Here is a 21,698-nt window from a genome sequence, read left to right on the forward strand (position 1 = left end):
CCGTCATGAAGCTCGGCGCCGCGATTGCAGAAATCATGAAGCGCGAGGGGATCGAGATCCTCTGCGGCTATCCCGTCAATCATCTCATCGAGTATGCCGCCAATGCCGATATCCGCCCCGTGATGGTGCGCCAGGAACGCATCGGCGTCCACATGGCGGATGCGATCTCCCGCGTCACCTCGGGCCATTCGATCGGCGCGTTTTGCATGCAGCACGGCCCGGGCGCCGAAAACGCCATGGGCGGCGTGGCGCAGTGCTACGGCGAATCCGTCCCGGTGCTGGTGCTGCCGATGGGCTATGCGCGGCGGCTCGCCAATATCGACCCGAACTTCAACTCCAGCCAGGCGATGCGGGCGTTTTCGAAATCCTCCGAGCCGATCATTCTTGCGGCCGAAGTCTGCAATATTTTCCGGCGGGCGTTTACAAAACTGAAGAACGGCCGCGGCGGGCCGGTGATCGTCGAAATCCCGGCCGATATGTGGAACGAGGACGTGCCGGAGCCGCTGAACTACACGCCGGTGCTGCGCACCCGCTACGGCGCCGATCCCGTCCACATCAAGGAAGCGGCCGCGCTATTGGTCGGCGCCAAGCGGCCGGTGATCTACGCCGGCCAGGGCGTGCACTACGCCAGGGCCTGGCCGCAACTGAAGCGGCTGGCCGAGCGTCTCGCCATCCCCGTCACCACGAGCCTTGGCGGAAAATCGTCGTTTCCGGAGACGCATCCGTTGTCGCTGGGTTCGGGCGGCCTTGCCGTGCCCCGCGCGGTGCCAAAATTCCTCGGCGAGGCCGACGTGATCTTCGGCATCGGCTGCTCCTTTACCGAGACCTCGTTCGGCATCGCGATGCCGAAGGGCAAGACCATCATTCATTCGACGCTGGACCCCAACCATCTCAACAAGGATGTCGAGGCCAGGATCGGCCTGGTCGGCGATGCCGGCCTGGTGCTCGATGCGCTGCTGGAAGAGATCGGCAGAAGCGTCACCAGCGATCGTGACGCCACTGCCGTCGCCGCCGAGATCGCCGCCTCGCACAAGGAGTGGCTGGCGAAGTGGATGCCGAAACTCACCCACAACGACGCCCCGCTCAATCCCTATCGCGTATTGTGGGACCTGCAGCACACCGTCGACATCAAGAACACCATCATCACCCATGATGCCGGCAGCCCGCGCGACCAACTCTCGCCGTTCTGGAAATCGGTCGAGCCGTTGTCCTATATCGGCTGGGGCAAGACCACGCAGCTCGGCTACGGGCTTGGGCTCGCCATGGGCGCCAAACTGGCAAAGCCCGACAAGCTCTGCATCAATGTCTGGGGCGATGCCGCGATCGGCTTCACCGGCATGGATTTCGAGACCGCCGTGCGCGAGCGGATTCCGATCATGTCGATCCTGTTGAACAATTTTTCCATGGCGATCGAGCTGAAGGTGATGCCGATCTCGACCGAGAAATACCGCTCGACCGACATTTCCGGCGACTACGCCGCGATGGCGCGCGCCTTCGGCGGCTATGGCGAACGGGTGACCAAGCCGGAAGACATCATTCCCGCGATCCAGCGCGGCATCGCCAAGACCAAGGAAGGCATTCCGGTGCTGCTGGAGTTCATCACCAGCAAGGAGACCGAGGTCTCCCGGCCCGGAACCTGATCGCCGACCCGGCCGATAACCGCTTAGCCTGCTTCACTTTTTGACGCCCCGGCCTTAAGAAAAAGCCGGGATGGCGCTGGCCTGGCCGCGCCTGGAATGAAATTATCTGCCACATTGGTGCGAGCGCTGATGGCTTGAGGCCATCGTCCTGCAGGGCTTGCCGTGAAATGGATTTGAGTGAATGACCGCGCTCCCCCCGGACGCCGTGGCCGATCTCTACAAGCTCGTTGCCGAGCTCGAGCAGAGACTCGAATCCAGCTTCGCCGCCCACGACGCGGCGATCGCCCGTCAGGCGGCGATGGACGCGGAAAACGGCCGGCTCATTCATGAACTGAGCATCGCCCGCGAGCGCCAGAACGCCAGCGCCGATATCCTGCGAACCATTGCCAGCGTATCGGGCGATGCCGAACACGCGCTGTACCAGATCGCCGAGACGACCGCGCGATTGTTCGATGCGGCGAGCGTCACGATCCGGATCGCTGACGGCGACAGATGGGGTCTCTCGATCCGTTTCGGCGAGGGCTCCGAGCGTATCGGCAAAGAAGTACCTGCGGCGCAGCTTGAGATCGGCGCCCGCAACCTCCCAAGCGCGGTATTTGCCCTCAACCAGCAGATCCATGTGCCTGATCTGACCAACCTCGGTCCCGAGATGTCCGAATGGCCTGGTCTCGTGACCTCGCGCGCCGCGGGTCTTCTCACGGTCGCCGGCACACCGTTGCGGCGCGAGGGCAAGCCGATCGGTATTCTCATCGTCTACCGAGACCGCCTCGCGCCCTTCACCGACGACGAACTCGCGCTGCAGCAGAGCTTTGCGGATCAAGCCGCAATCGCGATCGAGAATTCGCGGCTGTTCAACGAACGGCGCCAACGCACCAACGATCTGAGCGAATCCCTCCGTCAGCAGACCGCGACCGCCGACGTGCTCAGGGTGATCGCGTCCTCGCCGGCCGATGTCGAACCGGCGCTCAAGGCAATTGTCGAAAGCGCCTGTGCACTTTGTGACGCCTATGATGCCAACGTCCTGCTCAGGATTGGCGACCATCTGCATTTCAGCGCCCATCACGGACCGATACCGACAGGTCAACACAGTCGTCCGATCAGCAGGGAGTGGGTCACGGGTCGCTCGGTTGTCGACAAGGTACCTGTGCAGGTGTCTGACTTTTGGGCCCCCGAGGCTGCCGATTTTCCCGAGGGGCAACGGCAATCGCGCGAACAGGGGCACCGCTGTACCCTCAGCATACCTCTCCTGCGGGAGGGAGAAGCCATTGGTGCGATCGTACTTCGTCGCCTGGAACCGGTGGCCTTCACAGCCAGACAGACAGCCCTGCTGCAGACCTTTGCGGACCAGGCTGTGATCGCCATCGAAAACGTGCGGCTGTTTCGCGAGACAAGGGAAGCGCTGGAGCGACAGACAGCCACGGCCGAAATCCTGAAGGTCATTGCCGCCTCTCCCTCCGACGCGCAGCCGGTGTTCGAAGCCATCGCTGCCAGCGCCAAGCGACTGCTCGGCGGGTTCTCCGCCACGGTGCTGCGCTTTCTCGGCGACGAACTGCATCTGGTGGCGTACACGCCGACCAGCCCCGCCGCCGATGAAGGCCTGAAGGCCTCGTTTCCGAGATCGATCTCGGAATTCCCGACATTCGCGCTGGTGCGCAATGGCGAGACCGTTCAGTTTCCCGACAGCGAAGCCGAGCACGTCCCGAAGTTGAACCGGGATCTGGCGCGGCTGCGCGGCTTCCGCAGTGTATTGTTCACGCCGCTGATGAACCAGGGCGTGCCGGTCGGCATGATCAGCGTCACCCGTGCGGAGCCGGGCGCCTTTGCCGCCGACCACGTGCAATTGCTGCAGACATTCGCCGACCAGGCGGTGATCGCGATCGAGAACGCACGCCTGTTCAACGAAACCAGGCAGGCGCTCGAGCGACAGACCGCGACGGCTGATGTCCTCAAGGTGATCGCCGGCTCGCCGTCGGATGTGCAGCCGGTGTTCGAGGCCATCGTGGCCAGCGCGAACCGGCTGATCGGCGGATTTTCCACCGCGCTGTTTCGCTACGTCGACGACCAGATCCATCTGTCCGCGTTCACTCCGACGGACTCCACGGGCGATGCGGTGCTGCAATCCTCGTTCCCGATGCCGCTTGGCCGGTTCCCGCCCTACCAGCTGGTCCGCAACGGCGCGCCGGCGGAACTCGTCGATACCGAACTCGAGCCGGCCGCACGCGACATCGCGCGTGCACGGGGATATCGCAGCATGCTGTTCGCGCCGCTCATGAACGAGGGCAAGGCCGTCGGCATCATCACGGTCAGCCGCCGGGCACCCGGCTCGTTCGACGAGCCGCACGTCCGGCTGCTGCAGATGTTCGCCGCGCAGTCGGTGATCGCGATGGAAAATGTGCGGCTGTTCAACGAGACGAGGGAGGCGCTGGAACAGCAAAAGGCGTCGGCGGACATCCTCCGGGTCGTCAGCAGCTCTGTCGCCGATGCCCAGCCCGTATTCGACGAAATCTTGCGCAGCATCGCGCATCTGTTTGGCGGCGATGACCGGTTCATCTACCTCGCAGGCGATGATGGACTGCTCCATATCGGCGCGGCGCACGGCGCCAACGCCGAGCGCGTGCGCGCGCTGTACCCGGTGCCGCTGGAGGGTACCGCGAGCGAGGTAGCCTTCCGCGAGCGCCGCCTGATCCATTACGCCGACGTATTCAACGATCCGGACGTGCCTTCGGCCCTGCGCGAGATCGCCCGCCGTATCGGAAAAAACTATTCGATGGCGCTCGCGCCCATGCTGTGGGAGGACCGTGCCATTGGCTCGATCTTCGTAGGCCGCACTTCGATGAAGCCGTTCAGCGAAAAAGAGTGCAGCCTGCTGCGCAGCTTCGCCGACCAGGCCGTCATCGCGATCCAGAACGCGCGGCTGTTCAACGAGACGCGGGAAGCGCTGGAGCGGCAAACCGCGACGGCCGACATTTTGAAGGTCATCGCCAGTTCGCCTTCGGACGTGCAGCCGGTGTTCGACGCGATCGTAAAGAGCGCTGCGCGGCTTTTCGAGCCATGCTCGGCCACCATCACAACGCTGAAGGATGGCAAATTGCATTGGAACGCAATCGCGGAGATCGCGTCGAGTTTCGATCACGAAGCTGCCAGGGCCAAGTATCCGATCGCATTCGACCCGGATCGCTCACCCTCGGCGCGTGCGATGCTGGAGCGCCGAATCATCGAGATTCCCGATGCCAGCGCGCCGGACACACCAGAGTTCACTCGAAAAATCGCAGCCGCTGGTGGCTTCCGGAACATCATATTCGTGCCGCTGATCCATGAAAACAAGGGCATCGGCACCATCATTCTGACGCACCCGCAGGTGGGGTTCAAGCTTTCGGACAAACAACTCGCGCTTGTCCAGACCTTTGCCGATCAGGCCGTGATCGCGATCCAGAATGCTCGCCTGTTCAGTGAAACCAAGGAAGCGCTGGAGCGGCAGACCGCGACGGCGGATATCCTCAATGTCATTGCCGGTTCCCCGACCGACGTACAGCCGGTGTTCGACGCCATCGCCGAAAGTGCCAAGCGGCTGCTCGACGGCCAGACCGCGCTCGTCACCCGCGTCGCCGGCGACCAGCTTGACCTGGCGGCCCACACCGCCGGAAGCGAGGCCGGTGATGAGGCGATCCAGAGTTCGTTCCCGACCCCCCTCTCCTCCTCCGGAATGCACAGCCGGGCGGCGCTGACCGGGACGATCGCGTTCCGGACCGATATCGAAACCGAACCCGACGTCCCCGAAGCCGTCAAGGAAACGGCGCGCGCCCGGGGTTACCGGAGCATCATCTCCGTGCCGATGCTGCGCGAGGGCGTTGCGATCGGCACCATTGGCGTCTCGCGCGCAGAACCGGGGCGGTTCGCCGACAACCAGATCGACCTTCTCAAGACGTTTGCCGACCAGGCGGTGATCGCGATCGAGAATGTCCGCCTGTTCAACGAGGTCAAGCAGCGCACGGAAGACCTGAGCGAGTCGCTGCAGCAGCAGACCGCGACCGCCGACGTGCTCAAGGTGATCAGCCGTTCCGCGTTCGATCTGCAGAAGGTCCTCGACACGCTTTCGGAGTCGGCAGCCGGCCTGTGCGAGGCCGACATTGTCGTCATCCATCGCAGGGTCGGCGAGGGATTTCGAGGCGCGGCGAGTTTTGGCTTGCGCGAAGAGCATCACCGCACGGTCATGGAGATCGACCACAAGCCTGGACGCGGTTCGCTTGGCGCGCGCGTCCTGCTCGAAAATGCACCGGTACTCATCGAGGACGCAGAAAACGACCCAGAATATGACTTCGCTTTGCAGCAACGGGTCGGCATACGAAGCATGATGGGCGTTCCGTTGCTGCGCGAAGGCGTCGCGATCGGCCTGCTGCTGTTGTTCCGCAAGAAGGTGCATCCTTTCACCGAGCGACATGTCGATCTTGCCATGACCTTCGCCGACCAAGCCGTGATCGCGATCGAGAACGTGCGGTTGTTCGACGAGGTGCAGCAGCGCACCCGCGAGCTTTCGGAATCACTGGAGCAGCAGACCGCGACGTCGGAAGTGCTGAGCGTGATCAGCCGGTCGGCTGGCGATCTGGAACCGGTGTTCCAGAGCATGCTCGAAAACGCCACGCGCATTTGCGGCGCGCAGTTCGGCCTCATGAACCTGTACGACGGCGACAGCTTTCATACCGTCGGCTTTCACAACGTGCCTCCGGCATTCGAGGCCGCCAGGCAACAGAGTTTTCGGGCGCATCCCGACGGCGACCTCGGACAGATGGTCCTGACAAAAAAGGTTGCACACATTCATGACCTCCGCACACGGCCACTTTATATCCAGGGCGATCCGGCGACCGTACAGCTTGCCGAACTGGCGGGCGCGCGCACGATCCTCATCGTGCCTATGGTCAAGGACGACGAGTTCGTCGGCACCATTGGAATTTACCGTCTCGAAGTTTCGCCGTTCAACGAAAAGCAGATTGCGCTGTTGAGCAGCTTTGCAAGCCAGGCCGTTATTGCGATCGAGAACACACGGCTGCTCAAAGAGCTTCGGGAGCGAACCCACGATCTCACCAAGTCGCTCGACGATCTGCGCACCGCGCAGGACCGGCTGGTGCAGACCGAGAAGCTCGCTTCGCTCGGCCAGCTCACCGCAGGCATCGCGCATGAGATCAAGAACCCCCTCAACTTCGTCAATAATTTCGCCGCCCTTTCGGCGGAACTGACCGACGAACTGAACGACGTGCTCAAGCCTGCCGAGATCAGCGACAAGATCCGCGAAGAGGTTGACGAACTGACCGGCCTGCTCAAGGACAATTTGCAAAGGGTGGTCCAGCACGGCAAGCGCGCCGATTCCATCGTCAAGAACATGCTCTTGCATTCGCGCGAGGGAGGCGGTGATCACCGGCCCGCCGACATCAACGCGCTGATCGACGAGAGCCTCAACCTCGCCTATCACGGCGCCCGCGCCGAACGAGCCGACTTCAACGTCACACTGCAGCGCGACTTCGACGCCAATGCCGGCATGGTCGAGGTGTTTCCGCAGGAAATCACCCGCGTGTTCCTGAACCTGATCTCGAACGGCTTTTATGCCGTGAACCGGCGCAGGATCGAGGCCGGCCAGCCCGGATTCGATCCCGTGCTGATCGCCACCACCCGCAACCTCGGCGACGCCGTCGAAATACGTATCCGCGACAACGGTACGGGCATTCCATCCGAAGTGAAGGACAAGATGTTCAACCCGTTCTTCACCACAAAACCTGCGGGCGAAGGCACCGGCCTCGGCCTGTCGATGAGCCATGACATTATCGTGAAACAACATGGTGGCACGATCGACGTCGATACCGAGCCCGGTCAATTTACCGAGTTTCGCATTGTTCTGCCGAGGACCAGCAATCCTCTCAACAAGTCCCGGGGTTCGACGTGAGTGTTCTGGTGCTTGTGGTCGATGACGAGCCCGACGTCGAGGCGCTGTTTCGCCAGCAGTTCCGCAAGGATTTGCGCGCGCAGCGCTTTGTGATGGATTTCGTCAGCTCTGCGGCCGATGCGCTCGCCCGCATCGGCTCCACCATCGAGCATTCGCTGATCCTGATCCTGTCGGATATCAACATGCCCGGGATGACCGGGATCGAGATGCTGCCCAAGGTTAAAGAGATCCGGCCAGACGTTCCCGTCATCATGATCACCGCCTATGGCGATGCGGAGACCAGGCGCAAGGCGATCGCCGGCGGCGCGATAGGTCTGTTGACCAAGCCGATCGACTTCGCCCTGCTCCGGGACGAAATCGATACGCGGCTGGCACAGGCGAGCTGAAGCGTTTTCGAGCGAAGTGGGTACCGGTTCGCGCGAAGAAAACGCGTCAAAATAGGAATCTAGAGCTTCGGTTCTGATGCAATCAGAGCCGAAGCTCTAGCGCCCTATTCCGCCATCTCGACGGGCGGCGGCGTCCCCGGCCCGGCCAGCGGCCGTTCTTCCATCAGGATCATGCAGAGCGTGGCGCCGGCCATCAGCGCGGCCGCGGCGCCGAATACGTAGCGGAACGCCGTGATCATGTCGGCGACGGGAATCGAATTCAGGGGACCGTGGTGTTCGCCGACCAGCGAAATGTCCGCCCCCAGCACCATCAGCAGGATCGCGGTGAAGGCTGCGACCGTGAACGACGACATCAGCGCGCGGAAGAAATTCATTGCACCGGTGACGGTGCCGATCTGCGGCCGCGCCACCGAATTCTGCAGCGAGACCACGCTGACCGGGAACGTCGTTCCGAGCCCGAGCGCGAAGATCGACAGCAGCACCAGCAATCCCCACAGCGGCAGCGTCGTGAGCGCCAGCGCGCATCCCGAGACCGCTGCCAGCGAAGTGCCGACGATCGCGACGCGCTTGTAATGTTTGGCGCGCGCCATGGTGCGTCCGGCGATCGCGGCGCCACAGGTCGAGATCGCGGCGAGCGGAATCAGCGCGAGGCCCGCCTCGCTGGCGCTGAGGTGATAGACCACCTCGTAATAGAGCGGCAGATTTACCGTCAGTCCGGTGATGGCGCCGAGCGCACATCCGCCGGCGGCCATCGCGTAGGGCACCACCGTTCCACCCATCAGCGGCAGCGGCAGGAACGGCTCGTCGGCCTTGCGCGCGTGCCAGACGAAGCTGAACGCCAGCGCGGCCGACGCGCCGATCATCGCGATGATGGTCGGCGACAGCCACAGATAACGGTTGCCGCCCCAGGTCAGCACCAGCATGAACACGACCGCGGCCGCCATCAGCAAGACGCCGCCGAGCCAGTCGACCTTGCGCCGGCGGTGGAACACCGGGATCTTGCCCATCTTCGGCAGCAGCAGCGCCAGCGCGCCGAGCGCGAGCGGCACGTTGATCCAGAAGATCATCGACCAGTGCAGATGTTCGGCGAACACCCCGCCGACGACCGGCCCGCCGATCCCGGCGGCGACCCACACGCCGCTGAAATAGGCCTGGTATTGGCCGCGTTCGCGTGGGCTCACCACGTCGGAGATCACGGTCTGCACGACAGGCATGATGCCGCCGCCGCCGAGGCCCTGCAGGCCGCGCGCGAGGATCAGGATCGGCATGTTCGGCGCCAATGCGCACAGGATCGAGCCCGCGATGAACAGGCTGAGGGCGACAATGATCATGACGCGGCGGCCGTAGATGTCGCTCAGCGTGCCGAACACCGGCGCCACCGCGGTCGATGCCAGGAGGTAGGCCGTGATCACCCAGGAGAGATTGGAAACGTCGCCGAACTGGCGGCCAATGGTCGGCAGCGCGGTCGCGACGATGGTCTGGTCGAGCGCGGCCAGAAACATCGTCAGCATCAGGCTGATCAGGATGGTGCGGACCTCGTCCTGGGTCAGCGGCGCGCGCGGCGCAATCGGCGGCGCATCGCTGACATCGATGACCTCGGTCGTGATGTGCGAGATTTCAGCCGAAATTTCGTCGGTTAACGTATCGTGGTCGGCAGGTTGACCGCGCTGCCGTTCGAACTTGTTCATTTGAAAGTAATATTTTTCTTCGCAGCTCAAAGCCGCCGAGATGGAATCGCTATATCGGCTGCACTTTAGGGCGCAAACTGCTCCGGCGGCAGGCACCTGCGCGCATGGGAGCATCCCGCGAGCGCAGCTTCGCAATCACGTGATCGACGGCGCGCGCAAAACGCTACGATTTCGGCCGCTTTTTGAACCTGCCCGTTTCATGCAGCGCAGCTTCGCAAAGGGCGCGGGAGCATGGGGTTGTTTTCGTGATTTGCTCCGGCCCGCGCTGCGAGTTCACACCGGCCGCTTCTTCAACCGCGCCCGCTTCGGCAACAGCGCCGGCCATTGCACGATGTGATCTTCGAGATCCTCGTCGGCAATCTCGTTTTCCGTTCCCTGCACCCGCCCGCGCACGGAAACGCCGGCCTCATGCACGGTATTGGGATCACCTGATAGCAGCGGGTGCCACCAGTAGAGGTCACGGCCCTCGGCGACCAGCTTGTAGCCGCAGCTCGGCGGCAGCCAGTTCAGGGTACGGACGTTTTCCGGGGTCAACCGGACGCAGTCGGGAACCTTGGCGGAGCGGTTCGGGTAGTCCTTGCAGGCGCAGGAGCCCGAATCGAGCAGCTTGCAGGAGACATGGGTGAAATAGATCTTGCCGGTATCCTCGTCTTCGAGCTTTTCCAGGCAACAGCGCGCGCAGCCGTCGCACAGGCTTTCCCATTCGGCGCTGGACATCTCTTCCAACGTCTTGGTTTTCCAGAAGAATCCCTCCTGGCCGGAAGCTCGCTTGGGCGGTGCGGTCATGAATTCAGGGTTTTCCGGATCGGATCGGTCTTGCGCCCTTCTAGGAGGTGCGGTGGCAGCCTTGCAAGCGAGACCGCTCCGGCCGGTATAAAAAGCCGGGGGCAGCGTTAGTCCTGACCATCAAAATGGTGAGCCAGACCATTGGTTTATGGCCCCCGCTCGGATAGAACAACCGCGAGTCCCCAACGTGCTTGAAGGTCGCCTGGCGAGCCGTAAAAGCGCCTTGGGTTTGCCGCAACATCGAAGCAAGACGTCTCGATAGCGCCAAGCGTGCGCAGAGCGCCTACGAACCGACCAAGGGCCCCGGTGCGCCAGTTCATTCCAGCGCGATGGAAGACAAAGATCCAGCACGTCATGCTGGACCTCGACGCGCGCATCGACTCGACGCTGTTCTCATCCGGCAAGGGCGCGCGCGAACTCTATGAGCGCTTTTCGACCTTCATGGACCGCTTCTATGTCGGCGGCTGGAAGCGCTGGGTGTTCATCGAGCCGGCTTCGGAAGCCGCCACCATCGGTCTCGGCGGCCTGATCCTGATGCTGGCGCTCGCGGTGCCCGCGTTTCGCGAAACCGCCGACGACGACTGGCTGAAAAAATCCGACCTCGCGGTGTCGTTCCTCGACCGCTACGGCAATCCGATCGGCAACCGCGGCATCAAGCACAACGACTCGATCCCGCTGGAGGACTTTCCGGACAATCTGATCAAGGCGACGCTCGCCACCGAAGACCGCCGCTTCTACGACCATTTCGGCATCGACATCGCCGGCACCGCGCGCGCCCTCGTCACCAACGCGCAGGCCGGCGGCGTGCGCCAGGGCGGTTCGTCGATCTCCCAGCAGCTGGCGAAGAACCTGTTCCTGAACAACGAGCGCACCATCGAACGCAAGGTGAAGGAAGCCTTCCTTGCGATATGGCTGGAGACGCGGCTCACCAAAAACGAGATCCTGAAACTCTATCTCGACCGCGCCTATATGGGCGGCGGCACCTTCGGCGTTGACGGTGCTGCGCATTTCTATTTCAACAAGTCGGCGCGCGACGTCACGCTGGCCGAATCCGCGATGCTGGCCGGCCTGTTCAAGGCGCCGACCAAATACGCCCCGCACATCAACCTGCCCGCCGCGCGCGCCCGCGCCAACGTGGTGCTGGACAACCTCGTCGATGCCGGCTTCATGACCGAAGGTCAGGTGTTCGGTGCGCGGCGTAATCCGGCCGTCGCCGTCGACCGCCGCGACGAGAATTCGCCGAACTACTATCTCGACTGGGCGTTCGAGGAGATGCGCAAGCTGGTCGACACGTTCCCGAAATCCTACACCGAGCGCGTCTTCGTGGTCCGCACCGCGATCGACATGACCGTTCAGCGCGCCGCGGAAGCAACCGTCGAGAACCAGCTCCGCCAGTTCGGCCGCGACTATCATGCGACCCAGGCGGCCCTTGCAGTCGCCGACCTCGATGGCGGCGTACGCGCCATGGTCGGCGGACGCGACTATGGCGCCAGCCAGTTCAACCGCGCGACCGACGCGATGCGCCAACCCGGTTCGTCGTTCAAGCCCTATGTCTACGCCACCGCGCTGATGAACGGCTACAAGCCGTCCTCGATCGTGGTCGACGGCCCGGTCTGCATCGGCAACTGGTGTCCGCAGAACTACAGCCACTCCTATTCGGGACCGATGACGCTGACGCAGGCAATCACGCGTTCGATCAACGTCATTCCGGTGAAGCTCTCGATTGCGCTGGGCGGCAAGTCGCCCAATCCGGCCAAGGCCGGCCGCGTCAAGATCACCGAAGTGGCGCGCAGGTTTGGCATCAAGGCGCCGCTGCCCGATACGCCGTCGATGCCGATCGGCTCCGACGAGGTCACCGTGCTCGAACACGCGGTGGCCTATGCGACCTTCCCGAACAAGGGCAAAGCGCCGATCCCGCATGCGGTGCTGGAAGTCCGCACCGGCGCCGGCGATCTGGTCTGGCGCTTCGATCGCGACGGCAAGAAACAGCTGCAAGCCATTCCCGTCAACGTCGCCGCCGAGATGTCGGAAATGATGAGCCACGTCGTGAGCGAAGGCACGGCACGGCGCGCGATCATCGATGGCATTCCGACCGCCGGCAAGACCGGCACCACCAACGCCTATCGCGACGCCTGGTTTGTCGGCTTCACCGGAAACTTCACCTGCGCGGTCTGGTACGGCAATGACGACTATTCCCCGACCAACCGCATGACCGGCGGTTCGCTGCCGGCGCAGACCTGGCGTGAGGTCATGGTGGTCGCTCACCAGGGCGTCGAGATCAAGGAAGTGCCGGGCATCGGCATGGGCACGAAACTGCCGCAGGCGGCCCAGCCCGCCAACGTCGCCGCCAATGGCGCGCCGAAGATCCTCGACACCAAGCCGGGACCGCCGCCGGTGCTCACCAAGCGCGGCGCCGACATTCTGGTGCGCGTCGAGAAGCTGCTCGACGAAGCCGGCAAGACCGCGGGCAAGACGTCGGCCAGCGAACCGGCCAAGCCGGGCAAGTCGACATCGTCGAGCGCGCTGGCCTTCCCCGACAATTACGTCGCAGCCGCCGGCGACCCGGCTCCGCCGGCGCAGCGGAAGAACTAGTGCAGTGATTTTGCGGAGCACTGGCCTGTGCGGCTGATCTTCATCACGTTGCTCGCGTTGGCGCTCGCCACCGTCGTCGGTCTGGGCTCGACCTATATGACGGCGACGCGCGGCACTGATCTTGGCACGCTCACGATCGGTTCGTGGACGGCGCGGCCCAAGAGCGGCACCGCCGAAGTCGATCCCTATTCACGCGCCTCGATTGCACGCAGCGGTGAATTGCCGATCGGCACCGGCGACGGCATCGCCTTCTCGGCCACGTCAGACGACAAGAAGAAGCCGCTCGACGGACGCTGCGACGTGGTGGTCAGCGGCGTGACGCCGGCGGCGCGGTTCTGGACGCTGACGCTGTTCGACCGCAAGGGACATCTGGTCGCCAATTCGCTGCAGCGCTACGGCTTCACCAGCCAGGAAATCATCCGCGGCTCCGACGGGGCGTTCGAGATCCGCATCGCATCGCGCTCGCGCGCCGGCAACTGGCTGCCGACCGGCGGGATCGAGCGTTATGCGCTGATGTTGCGGTTGTACGATACACCGGTCGGGGTCGCGACGCGGACGCAGCGCGACGCGCCGATGCCCTCCATCACGACGGTGGGCTGCCCATGATCCGGCTCTTGTTCACGATCATCGCAGGCGTGCTGCTCGGCGGCGTGGTGCATCTCGTCAGCGTGCTGGCGCTGCCGCGCATCGCAACCCAGGACGCCTATTCGCGGCTGACGCCGATGACCAGGACCAACGCCGTGACGCCGCTCGCGCTCGCCAACCCCAACAACGCGCCGATGCCGTTCATGGATCCCGCGTTCGCGGTCGCGATCTGCCGCTACGATTTGTCGACTGGCCCGCTCAAGCTCACGGTGCCGGTCAGCCAGGCCTATACGTCGGTGTCGTTCTACACCCGCAACGAGGTTGCTTACTACGCCATCAACGACCGCTCTGCCGGGCGCAAAGTCATCGAACTCGACCTGATGACCGAGGAGCAACACGGCCAGTTGCCGGAGGATGAGGAAGTCACCGCCGCCGACCGGCTGATCATCGACTCCCCGACCATCACCGGGTTGATCGTGCTGAAGGCGTTGGCGCCGGAGCCCGGCCTGATGCCGCAGGCCCAGGCTTCGCTGGCGGCCTCGCGCTGCACGCTGCAGACCGAAATCCCGCCGCCCAAGCAGCCGGAACCGCCGCCACCCGCGCCCGCCCCCGCGCCGAAGGGCAAGCGATAGCCGCCGCGCACCACGCGAGCGGTTAGTGCTGCCCGCAGCGGCAGTGCTCGTAATCGACGGGATCATGGCTGTTGAAGATCGTCACGGCATCACTGTGCGCAGCCTTCAGCGTCCGCAGGCGCTCCTGATTTTCGATGCGTAACGCGCGGTCCATGTCGGCGCGGCGCTGAAACAGGCCGAGCACCAGCGGCATTTTCGGCTTTGCCTGGATCTGGCCGTGGAAGAAATAGGCGTCGCCGGCGTGCAGCAGCCATTTGTCTTTGGTGCGCACGGCGATGCCGCAATGGCCGAGCGTATGGCCGGGCAACGGGATCATCAGGATGTCGGGTTCGCGATCGCCGAGCGCGCGCACGCCCCTAAAGCCGAACCAGTCCTCGCCGCCCTCGCCATACAGCACCCATTCCGGGCCATGCTTCCATTGGTCCCTGACGTAGCGGCCCTTCGGTGCCGGCATGCGATGGAGCACCGCCATGTCGAGTTCGCGGCGATGGACATGCACCTTGGCATTCGGGAAATCCGGGACGCCTCCGGCGTGATCGCGATCGAGATGCGTCAGCAGCAGGTGCCGTACATCATCAGGCGAATAGCCGAGCGCCTTGACCTGCCGCACGGCCGTTTCGGCGGGATCGAGCCTCGGCGTCGTCTGCCGCACCCACTTGCGCCCCAGCCGCGGCGGGTTGGCAATGTCATCGAGCCCGATGCCGGTATCGACCAGCGCAAGCCCGTCATGGGTCTCGACCAACAGGCAGTGACAGACCATTCGCGCCCGCCGGAACATGCTGCCGGTGCCATTCACGAACCGCTGGCCGATCGGGCACATGGTGCCGGTGTTGATGTGGTGGACGCGCATCGCAAGCTCCTTCGCTGAAGTCAGGCGCCTTGGTTGCCATTTCTCCATTCATAGGTAAAATATTGATATCTGATAATATCAATAGGATATAACTATGGATATCCGCGAGCTGCGCTATTTCACGGCCGTGTTCAGCGAACGTAACCTGACGGCGGCGGCGAAGCGTTGCTACATCTCGCAGCCCTCGATCTCCGCCGCGATCACCAACCTCGAAGCCGAGCTCGGCACCACGCTGTTCATCCGGCACAAGAAGGGCGTCGCACCGACCGCGTCGGCCGAACAATTCCACGCCGTCGCCCGCCGCATCATCGACGACGCGGACGCCGCGAAGAACCTGTTCCGAAAGCCGTCGACGCGGCGGCAGTTGACGCTCGGCCTGATGCGCACGCTCGACATGCCGCGAACGATCGCGCTGCTGAAGCCGCTGACCGGAACCGCCGACGTCGCGCTTCGCCTCGTCGGCATCAAGGACGCCGCGGACGCGCGGATCATTTCGAAAAACATCATCGATGCCGACGAGCACTTCATTCCGCTGTGGGTCGAACGCTACGTCGCCGCGCTGCCGCCTTCGCACCCGCTCACGCTGAAGGAGCGGCTTCGCACGTCGGACCTTGCCGGCGTCGCGATGATCGATCGCTGCCATTGCGAGCAGAGTGAGTTCTTTGGCCGAGCCGCCTCCCCGTCGCGCCAGCCCGCGGCGATCGCGGAATCCGAGGACTGGACGATGGCGCTGGTCGCGGCCGGCGTCGGCATCGCCATCGTTCCGGAGGGCGTGGCGCGCGCCAATCCCGATGTCGCCGTGCGCGAGATCGATGTCGACGTGAAGCGCCAGGTTGGCCTCGCCTATAGCGCAGCGCGGCCGCCGTCAGAGGTGCTGCAGAATTTTATCGCGCGATTGCAGAGCGGGCGCCCGAAAGCCGGCCGCGTCAAATCGGCCGGCAAGGCGCGCTGATGGATCAGCCCTTCACCGTGACCGCACGCCCGATCACGGGGTTGGCGGCGACCGGCGGGTTGGCGGTTTGGGCGGCGAGTTCGCCGATCAGACGGTCGGCGTCGGCGGCGATGGTGTCAGGCGCCTGGATCACCAGCCGCTCCAGCGCCCAGCGATAGGAGGAAATCCTCCGCTCCAGGCACTGCTGCACCCATTGCACGATCAGTGTGTTCTCTTCCATGCGGGCGACCGCGTCGGCCTGTTCCCGCGGCGACAGCTCCGACACCATCTTCAGGCTGGCGCTGCGCTTGCGGTCGAGTTCGATCACGCGGATGGCGGACGAAAAGAACGGCTCGAACCGCGTGATGTCGTTGCGCACGTCCTCGATCAATTGCTGATAGCGCGAGGTATGCGAGCGGTGCGGCTCGTCGATCAAGGCGCGTCCATAGGTGGTGCGATCGAACACGACCTTCTGTCGCCAGGGCGAGGGCAGCGGCTGGTAATCGCCGAACACGCTCTTCCAGGCTGGCCGCGAAAGCGGCGGCTCGATCAGGGGATAGGCGAGATCGCGAAGCTGGCGTTCGTTTTCGGTGAGCTGGAAATGCGACGGCTTGAGCCCGACGCTGCCGGTCGCTTCCGCGCCCAGCCAGCGATGCATATCGTCGTTGCGGAAATCGGCGCGGGTGCGGCCGAAATCGCCGCCGCTGCAGCCGCCGAGGGCCGAGCCAATCAGGATGAGTATGAGAGCCGGGAGTGACCGAAACCCGGCGGTCCGGATCGGATGGCGCAGCTCCGGCATTTCAAATGTCCCTTGTCAGGGGCGCCGACGGCGACGGCGGCCGGGAGCTGTACCTTCTTCCGGTCCGCGTCCGCCGCTCTCGTCGGTTGGACGTTCGATCCGGACAACCGGAAGGATCAGTACGGTCCCCATGCCCTCGCGTGAAGCGCCATCCAGGGCGGGCCGCCGCGAAGCTGCATCCGCCGGAAATTCAATGATGGTGCCCATGTTCCGTTCTCTCTCATTGCCGCACAGACATGATTTGGCCGGCGACATGCGATCATTCAGAACAGAACGTGGTTAACGGCATCTTAATCGCCGCTTGGAGGCCAGCCACCGGATCGGCCGCTGTGGTTTATGCAACACCCGCAAAATCCCGGCATTCTTTCAGGGGTTGTTTTCCTTAACCAACTCTTAAAGCGCCCCGCGTAGGCTCAGCCAAGGGATTTCCAAGTCGCGTATACCTCACATGACCGCAGCACCATTATTTCCGGGCTTCGACGGGCTGATGTCGCTCTCGCGCCGCGAGGGCGTCGATATCCGCCCTACCTTGCTGCGCGTGCTGACCGACCTTTATGTCCAGGCCAGCGCGCATTCCGCCGACGAGGAGCGGCAGTTCGTCGAGTTAACTTCACGGCTGATCGACCAGGTCGACGACGCCACCCGCGCGGCCGTGCGGGCCCGGCTTGCCATCTATCCGGCGACCCCCCTCGAGATCATGAACAAGCTCGGATTGCGGCGCGCCCATCCCGGCCAGACGGTGCCGCTCGCGCCTTCGATTGCCAAAGCCCCGCCCGAAGCGCCCCCCCGGGTTCCGACCGAAGCGGAACTGCGAATGGCTTCCAGCCTGGCGATGCGGCCCAACGATGCCGCCGAAATCAGCGACATGTTCTTTGCGGCCAATGCCAGCGAACGCGCGCAGATCCTGCACAATCTCAACGAGACGCCGCTGAAGGCCTCGGCGCGAATTCCGGCGGCGCGCGCCAAGCGTGCGATCGAGACGCTGGAGATGGCCGCGTTTGCCGAGGACGCCGACAGTTTCGCGCTGGAGATCGGCGAGGCGCTGATCCTGCCGGCGCGGATCGCCACCCAGGTGGTGAATGACCCCGGTGGCGAGCCCCTGGCCTGCGCGGCCCGTGCGCTCGACATGCCGAGCGCGGCGTTCCAGCGGATATTGATGTTCCTCAATCCCGAATCCGGCGTCTCCGTGCACCATGTCTACCGGCTGTCGCGGCTCTACGACCGGCTGACCGAACGCTCCGCGCTGGTCATGCTGGCGGCGTGGCGCGGCTCGACCATGGCGGTCACGCGCGCCAAATACCGCGCCGCGCTCTACGACGACGAGCGCAACCGCGCCCGCTCCGCCGCATCCCAGACACGGCCTGCCGTACAGCCCGGAAGCGCACCAATCGTGCGCACCGGCACCGACGGATCGGGGCGGTAGACGACGGCATAACGATCCGGTGGGCCCGGACACAAAATCTCGAAAACAACCCCATGCAAAGTAGAATGGGCCGGCCTCAGGCCTTCGCCAGATCGAGAAAATGCCGCCCTGCACGGTCTTCGGTCTCGACGATCCAGGTGTCGGGATCGAACTTGATTTCCTTAACAAGGCGTTCTTCCACCGATTGCTCAGGCACCGGCTGCGGCGACGCCGGCACGAACAGGCGCTCGGTCGGCCGGCTCTCGTCATAGACGGTCTGCGGCGCCGGCCCGTACAGCATGGCGTTGCCGTCGAGGTGGGCCACCTTGACGAACACAGCACCGGCTTCCTCCGCGCCGCGCCGGCGCACGGCGCCGAAGACGCCTTCGGTTTGGCAACGGCGCAGATAGGCCGCCACCCAAATACTCGATTTCAATCGCATGGGTTCGACGATAGGCCAGCGTCCAGGCTGGCGCCAGAGGCCATGGCCAGGCGCGTTCCCTTGCGCACGCAGTCGGCAGAGTTATCCGCAACGGGATCGTGACAAGCGTTTGTCAAAACCGGAACGGTTTCCAAGTCGCGGTTCCCGCCCAGTCATGGATCCACGGTAACTCCGGCCCATGCCGCACGTGAGCGCGCACAAGATCGTGAGCAGCCACGCAAGAATCTTGACTCGGTCGGTCGACCGAATTATGATGACCCGCGATCGCACCAGGGAGATTTCATCGTGGCGCGCGCAGCGGCCAAAAAAATCGAGAAAAAGGCAGAGACCAGCACCACGCTGCTCGAAGCCGCCAAGAAAGTGTTGCGCCAGAACGGCTACGCGGGCTTGTCGACCCGCGACGTCGCGGCGGCTGCCGGCGTTCCGTTGAGCCAGATCCATTATCATTTCGGATCCAAGCAAGGGATGGTGCTGGCGCTGTTCGAGTACTTGAACGCGCAGCTTTTGGATCGCCAGAACGCCATGTTCGGCGACACTCGTCTCAAACTGTCGGAGCAATGGGACCGGGCCTGCGATTATCTCGATGACGACATCGCCTCCGGCTATGTGCGCGTGCTGCAGGAACTGATTGCTGCGAGCTGGTCCGACCCGGCGGTCGCGCAGGTCGTTCGCACCGCGATCATGGGATGGGTCGATCTCATCGTCGGCGCGGCACGCAAGGCTGAACGCGAATTCGGCGGCCTCGGCCCGCTGACGCCCGAGGAGGTCGGAGCTTTTGCTGCCAACGCGTTCATCGGCGCAGAAAGCCTCTATCTGCTTGGTTTCGAGAAGAAAGGCTCGCCGATACGCCAGTCCTTGCGACGGGTCGGTGATCTCGTTCGCAGCGTCGAAGGTGCAGCCAATCGATGAGGTGACGCGATGCGTGCGAAATTGCCCGACGAAAGTGGTTTTATCGATCGCGACGGCGTCAGGATCTACTACGAGATCTACGGCAATGGCCCGGAAACCATGCTGTTCGTGCCGCCCTGGTGCATCGTCCATTCGCGGATCTACAAGGCGCAATTGCCGTATTTCAGCGAACGCTTCCGCTGCATCACCTATGACGGCCGCGGCAACGGCAAGTCGGACCGCCCTGAGGACGTGACGAGCTATTCGCTGGACAATTACGTGGCCGATCTGCTTGCCGTCATGGACGCCACCGGCGCGGGCAAGGCAATTCTCGTTGGCCTGTCGTTTGGCGGCATGCTCGCCAGCGTGCTGGCCGCGCATCACCCTGATCGTGTGAAGGCCGCGATCCTGGTCGGGACGGTAGCGAGCATCGGACCCGCCAACTATCCCCATTTGGCGAACAAGCATTTCGATGCCAAACAGGAGCGGTTCGACGGCTGGAATAAATTCAACCGCGCGCACTGGCTGGCGGATTACCCCGACTTCGCCGAACACTTCATTCGCAACATCCATACCGAGCCGCACTCGACCAAGCAGATCGAGGACGGCATCGGCTGGGCGGGCGAGACCAGCGGTCCCGTGTTGATCAACACCGTCGACGCGCGGATGATCCCGCCGCGCTTCGATGTCAGCGAAGCGATGTATCGCAAGATCCGCTGTCCCGTGCTGCTCATTCACGGCGACAACGACCAGATCCAGCGCCATGCACGCGCGAGATCGCTGGCCGAGGTGATGAATGCGGAGTTGGTGACCATTCCGGGCGGCGGTCACAACCCGCTCGGCCGCATTCCCGCAAAGACCAACACCCTGATTGTCGATTTCCTCGCTCGCAGGCTCGCCATCGCCGCCCCCGCAACGCGAGCGAACCACACGACAAGGAAGGCCAAACGCGCACTCTATCTCTCCTCGCCGATCGGCCTCGGGCATGGACGGCGCGATATCGCCATCGCGCGCGAGCTACGCAAGCTGCATCCGGAACTGGAGGTCGATTGGCTGGCGCAGGATCCCGTGACGCGCCTGCTGGAGGCCAACGGCGAACGGGTCCATCCGCTGAGTGCGCGGCTGGCCAGCGAGTCCAGGCATATTGAGATGGAGTCGGGCGAGCACGACCTGCATTGTTTCCAGGCCCTCCGCAACATGGACGAGGTGCTGATCGCGAACTTCATGACTTTCCAGGATGCCGTCGACGAGGGAGGCTACGATCTCGTCATCGCCGACGAGGCCTGGGACATCGATCATTACTGGCACGAGCACCCGGAGCTGAAGAAAGCCGGGCTCGCCTGGTTCACCGACTTCGTCGGCTATGTGCCGATGCCGTCGGGCGGCGAGCATGAGGCGTTCCTGACCACCGACTACAACGCCGAAATGATCGAACACATCGAGCGGCATCCCGGCGTGCGCGACCGCGCCATTTTCGTCGGAAGCCCCGAAGACATCGTCCCGTTGTCGTTCGGCAAGGACCTGCCGGCGATGCGCGACTGGGTGCCGCGGCATTTCGATTTCGCCGGCTACATCATCGGCGAACACCCGCATATTTTCGGCAGCCGCGCGGAGCTGCGCGAGCGCCTCGGCTACCGGCCGGACGAGCCCGTCTGCATCGTCACGGTCGGCGGATCCGCCGTCGGCACCCACCTGATCAAACGCATCCTGCAGAGCTATCCGATAGCGCGGGCCAGGCTGCCCGAGTTGCGCATGATCGTGGTGGCGGGCCCGCGGATCGATCCGGCCTCGCTCGGCGCGCCAGAGGGTGTCGAGATGCGCGCCTTCGTACCCGACCTCGACCGTCATCTCGCCGCGTGCGATCTCGCCCTTGTGCAGGGCGGCCTTACCACCTGCATGGAGTTGACCGCGGCCGGAACGCCGTTCCTCTACTTTCCGCTCCAGAACCACTTCGAGCAGAATTTCCACGTCGCGCATCGTCTCGATCGCTATGGCGCCGGCACGCGCATGGCATTCGCGACGTCGACGCCGGACATGATCGCTGAAGCGATGGTTGCTGCATTGCGCGCGCCGGCCAAATTCAAATCCGTCGAAGCTGACGGTGCGGTCCGTGCCGCCCGCATGCTGGCGGATCTGTTCTAACCG

The 21,698-nt window shown here is 63.9% G+C and carries 16 protein-coding genes; 10 read left to right on the plus strand and 6 right to left on the minus strand.

Annotated elements, in window-relative coordinates:
• The first annotated feature begins 5 nt into the window (after nucleotides 1–5).
• The 3 genes from JQ597_RS16930 (at nucleotide 6) to JQ597_RS16940 (ending at nucleotide 7,958) form a co-directional block, all read left to right on the plus strand.
• Entirely contained in the window at nucleotides 6–1,640 is a 1,635-nt protein-coding gene (locus JQ597_RS16930; RefSeq protein ID WP_212265387.1) for a thiamine pyrophosphate-requiring protein, read from the plus strand.
• Nucleotides 1,641–1,821: 181 nt separating this feature from the next.
• Nucleotides 1,822–7,572: a GAF domain-containing protein gene (locus tag JQ597_RS16935; RefSeq protein ID WP_212265388.1), complete on the plus strand. Its 5,751-nt coding sequence runs from the start codon at nucleotides 1,822–1,824 to the stop codon at nucleotides 7,570–7,572.
• Nucleotides 7,569–7,958 (plus strand): response regulator, encoded by a 390-nt coding sequence (locus JQ597_RS16940; protein WP_212265389.1) that lies wholly within the window; start codon nucleotides 7,569–7,571, stop codon nucleotides 7,956–7,958. The genes JQ597_RS16935 and JQ597_RS16940 overlap by 4 nt, the downstream gene beginning before the upstream one ends.
• A 104-nt stretch (nucleotides 7,959–8,062) precedes the next feature.
• Here the strand turns inward: JQ597_RS16940 and JQ597_RS16945 are convergent, their stop codons facing one another.
• Nucleotides 8,063–9,646 (minus strand): MDR family MFS transporter, encoded by a 1,584-nt coding sequence (locus tag JQ597_RS16945; protein WP_212265390.1) that lies wholly within the window; start codon nucleotides 9,644–9,646, stop codon nucleotides 8,063–8,065.
• A gap of 273 nt (nucleotides 9,647–9,919) precedes the next feature.
• A complete protein-coding gene (locus JQ597_RS16950; RefSeq protein WP_211995626.1) occupies nucleotides 9,920–10,432 on the minus strand; it encodes a YcgN family cysteine cluster protein in 513 nt (170 codons plus the stop codon).
• 306 nt (nucleotides 10,433–10,738) lie between these two features.
• Here JQ597_RS16950 and JQ597_RS16955 point away from each other — a divergent pair, with 306 nt between their 5' ends.
• Genes JQ597_RS16955 through JQ597_RS16965 form a run of 3 tightly spaced genes read left to right on the plus strand, consistent with a single transcriptional unit; the run spans nucleotide 10,739 to nucleotide 14,241 of the window.
• The gene (locus JQ597_RS16955; RefSeq protein WP_212265391.1) at nucleotides 10,739–13,024 is read left to right on the plus strand and encodes a transglycosylase domain-containing protein; all 2,286 of its coding nucleotides are present in this window, start codon (nucleotides 10,739–10,741) and stop codon (nucleotides 13,022–13,024) included.
• 27 nt (nucleotides 13,025–13,051) lie between these two features.
• Nucleotides 13,052–13,630, plus strand: a complete 579-nt coding sequence (locus JQ597_RS16960; RefSeq protein ID WP_212265392.1) for a DUF1214 domain-containing protein — start codon at nucleotides 13,052–13,054, stop codon at nucleotides 13,628–13,630.
• Entirely contained in the window at nucleotides 13,627–14,241 is a 615-nt protein-coding gene (locus tag JQ597_RS16965; RefSeq protein ID WP_212265393.1) for a DUF1254 domain-containing protein, read from the plus strand. Before JQ597_RS16960 ends, JQ597_RS16965 begins: the two co-directional genes overlap by 4 nt.
• Before the next feature lie 22 nt (nucleotides 14,242–14,263).
• On the opposite strand, the gene JQ597_RS16970 is transcribed toward JQ597_RS16965, so the two are convergent.
• The gene (locus JQ597_RS16970) at nucleotides 14,264–15,091 is read right to left on the minus strand and encodes an MBL fold metallo-hydrolase (RefSeq protein WP_212265394.1); all 828 of its coding nucleotides are present in this window, start codon (nucleotides 15,089–15,091) and stop codon (nucleotides 14,264–14,266) included.
• Nucleotides 15,092–15,185: 94 nt separating this feature from the next.
• Between JQ597_RS16970 and JQ597_RS16975 the strand changes: the two genes are divergently transcribed.
• The gene (locus tag JQ597_RS16975) at nucleotides 15,186–16,043 is read left to right on the plus strand and encodes a LysR family transcriptional regulator (RefSeq protein ID WP_212265395.1); all 858 of its coding nucleotides are present in this window, start codon (nucleotides 15,186–15,188) and stop codon (nucleotides 16,041–16,043) included.
• Nucleotides 16,044–16,047: 4 nt separating this feature from the next.
• On the opposite strand, the gene JQ597_RS16980 is transcribed toward JQ597_RS16975, so the two are convergent.
• Entirely contained in the window at nucleotides 16,048–16,821 is a 774-nt protein-coding gene (locus JQ597_RS16980; protein ID WP_212265396.1) for a hypothetical protein, read from the minus strand.
• Between the two features lie 15 nt (nucleotides 16,822–16,836).
• Entirely contained in the window at nucleotides 16,837–17,028 is a 192-nt protein-coding gene (locus JQ597_RS37670) for a hypothetical protein (protein ID WP_249132934.1), read from the minus strand.
• A 241-nt stretch (nucleotides 17,029–17,269) separates the two neighbouring features.
• Between JQ597_RS37670 and JQ597_RS16985 the strand changes: the two genes are divergently transcribed.
• Nucleotides 17,270–18,244: a DUF2336 domain-containing protein gene (locus tag JQ597_RS16985; protein WP_212265397.1), complete on the plus strand. Its 975-nt coding sequence runs from the start codon at nucleotides 17,270–17,272 to the stop codon at nucleotides 18,242–18,244.
• A 76-nt stretch (nucleotides 18,245–18,320) separates the two neighbouring features.
• On the opposite strand, the gene JQ597_RS16990 is transcribed toward JQ597_RS16985, so the two are convergent.
• Nucleotides 18,321–18,665 (minus strand): DUF1491 family protein, encoded by a 345-nt coding sequence (locus tag JQ597_RS16990; RefSeq protein ID WP_212265398.1) that lies wholly within the window; start codon nucleotides 18,663–18,665, stop codon nucleotides 18,321–18,323.
• Between the two features lie 285 nt (nucleotides 18,666–18,950).
• On the opposite strand from JQ597_RS16990, the gene JQ597_RS16995 reads away from it, so the two are divergent.
• The gene (locus JQ597_RS16995) at nucleotides 18,951–19,574 is read left to right on the plus strand and encodes a TetR/AcrR family transcriptional regulator (protein ID WP_212265399.1); all 624 of its coding nucleotides are present in this window, start codon (nucleotides 18,951–18,953) and stop codon (nucleotides 19,572–19,574) included.
• Nucleotides 19,575–19,583: 9 nt separating this feature from the next.
• A complete protein-coding gene (locus tag JQ597_RS17000; RefSeq protein WP_212265400.1) occupies nucleotides 19,584–21,695 on the plus strand; it encodes an alpha/beta hydrolase in 2,112 nt (703 codons plus the stop codon).
• The last annotated feature ends 3 nt before the right edge of the window (nucleotides 21,696–21,698 follow it).

Origin of the sequence: Bradyrhizobium sp. AUGA SZCCT0177 (assembly GCF_018130125.1) — a bacterium.
Lineage (GTDB): Bacteria > Pseudomonadota > Alphaproteobacteria > Rhizobiales > Xanthobacteraceae > Bradyrhizobium.

Excerpts from the sequence above, each read along its gene's own strand:
- JQ597_RS16930 (WP_212265387.1), top strand. The coding sequence starts at position 6 with ATGAAGCTCGGCGCCGCGATTGCAGAAATCATGAAGCGCGAGGGGATC.
- JQ597_RS16935 (WP_212265388.1), top strand. The coding sequence starts at position 1,822 with ATGACCGCGCTCCCCCCGGACGCCGTGGCCGATCTCTACAAGCTCGTT.
- JQ597_RS16945 (WP_212265390.1), bottom strand. The coding sequence starts at position 9,646 with ATGAACAAGTTCGAACGGCAGCGCGGTCAACCTGCCGACCACGATACG.
- JQ597_RS16950 (WP_211995626.1), bottom strand. The coding sequence starts at position 10,432 with ATGACCGCACCGCCCAAGCGAGCTTCCGGCCAGGAGGGATTCTTCTGG.
- JQ597_RS16965 (WP_212265393.1), top strand. The coding sequence starts at position 13,627 with ATGATCCGGCTCTTGTTCACGATCATCGCAGGCGTGCTGCTCGGCGGC.
- JQ597_RS16970 (WP_212265394.1), bottom strand. The coding sequence starts at position 15,091 with ATGCGCGTCCACCACATCAACACCGGCACCATGTGCCCGATCGGCCAG.
- JQ597_RS16975 (WP_212265395.1), top strand. The coding sequence starts at position 15,186 with ATGGATATCCGCGAGCTGCGCTATTTCACGGCCGTGTTCAGCGAACGT.
- JQ597_RS16980 (WP_212265396.1), bottom strand. The coding sequence starts at position 16,821 with ATGCCGGAGCTGCGCCATCCGATCCGGACCGCCGGGTTTCGGTCACTC.
- JQ597_RS37670 (WP_249132934.1), bottom strand. The coding sequence starts at position 17,028 with ATGGGCACCATCATTGAATTTCCGGCGGATGCAGCTTCGCGGCGGCCC.
- JQ597_RS16985 (WP_212265397.1), top strand. The coding sequence starts at position 17,270 with ATGACCGCAGCACCATTATTTCCGGGCTTCGACGGGCTGATGTCGCTC.
- JQ597_RS16990 (WP_212265398.1), bottom strand. The coding sequence starts at position 18,665 with ATGCGATTGAAATCGAGTATTTGGGTGGCGGCCTATCTGCGCCGTTGC.
- JQ597_RS17000 (WP_212265400.1), top strand. The coding sequence starts at position 19,584 with ATGCGTGCGAAATTGCCCGACGAAAGTGGTTTTATCGATCGCGACGGC.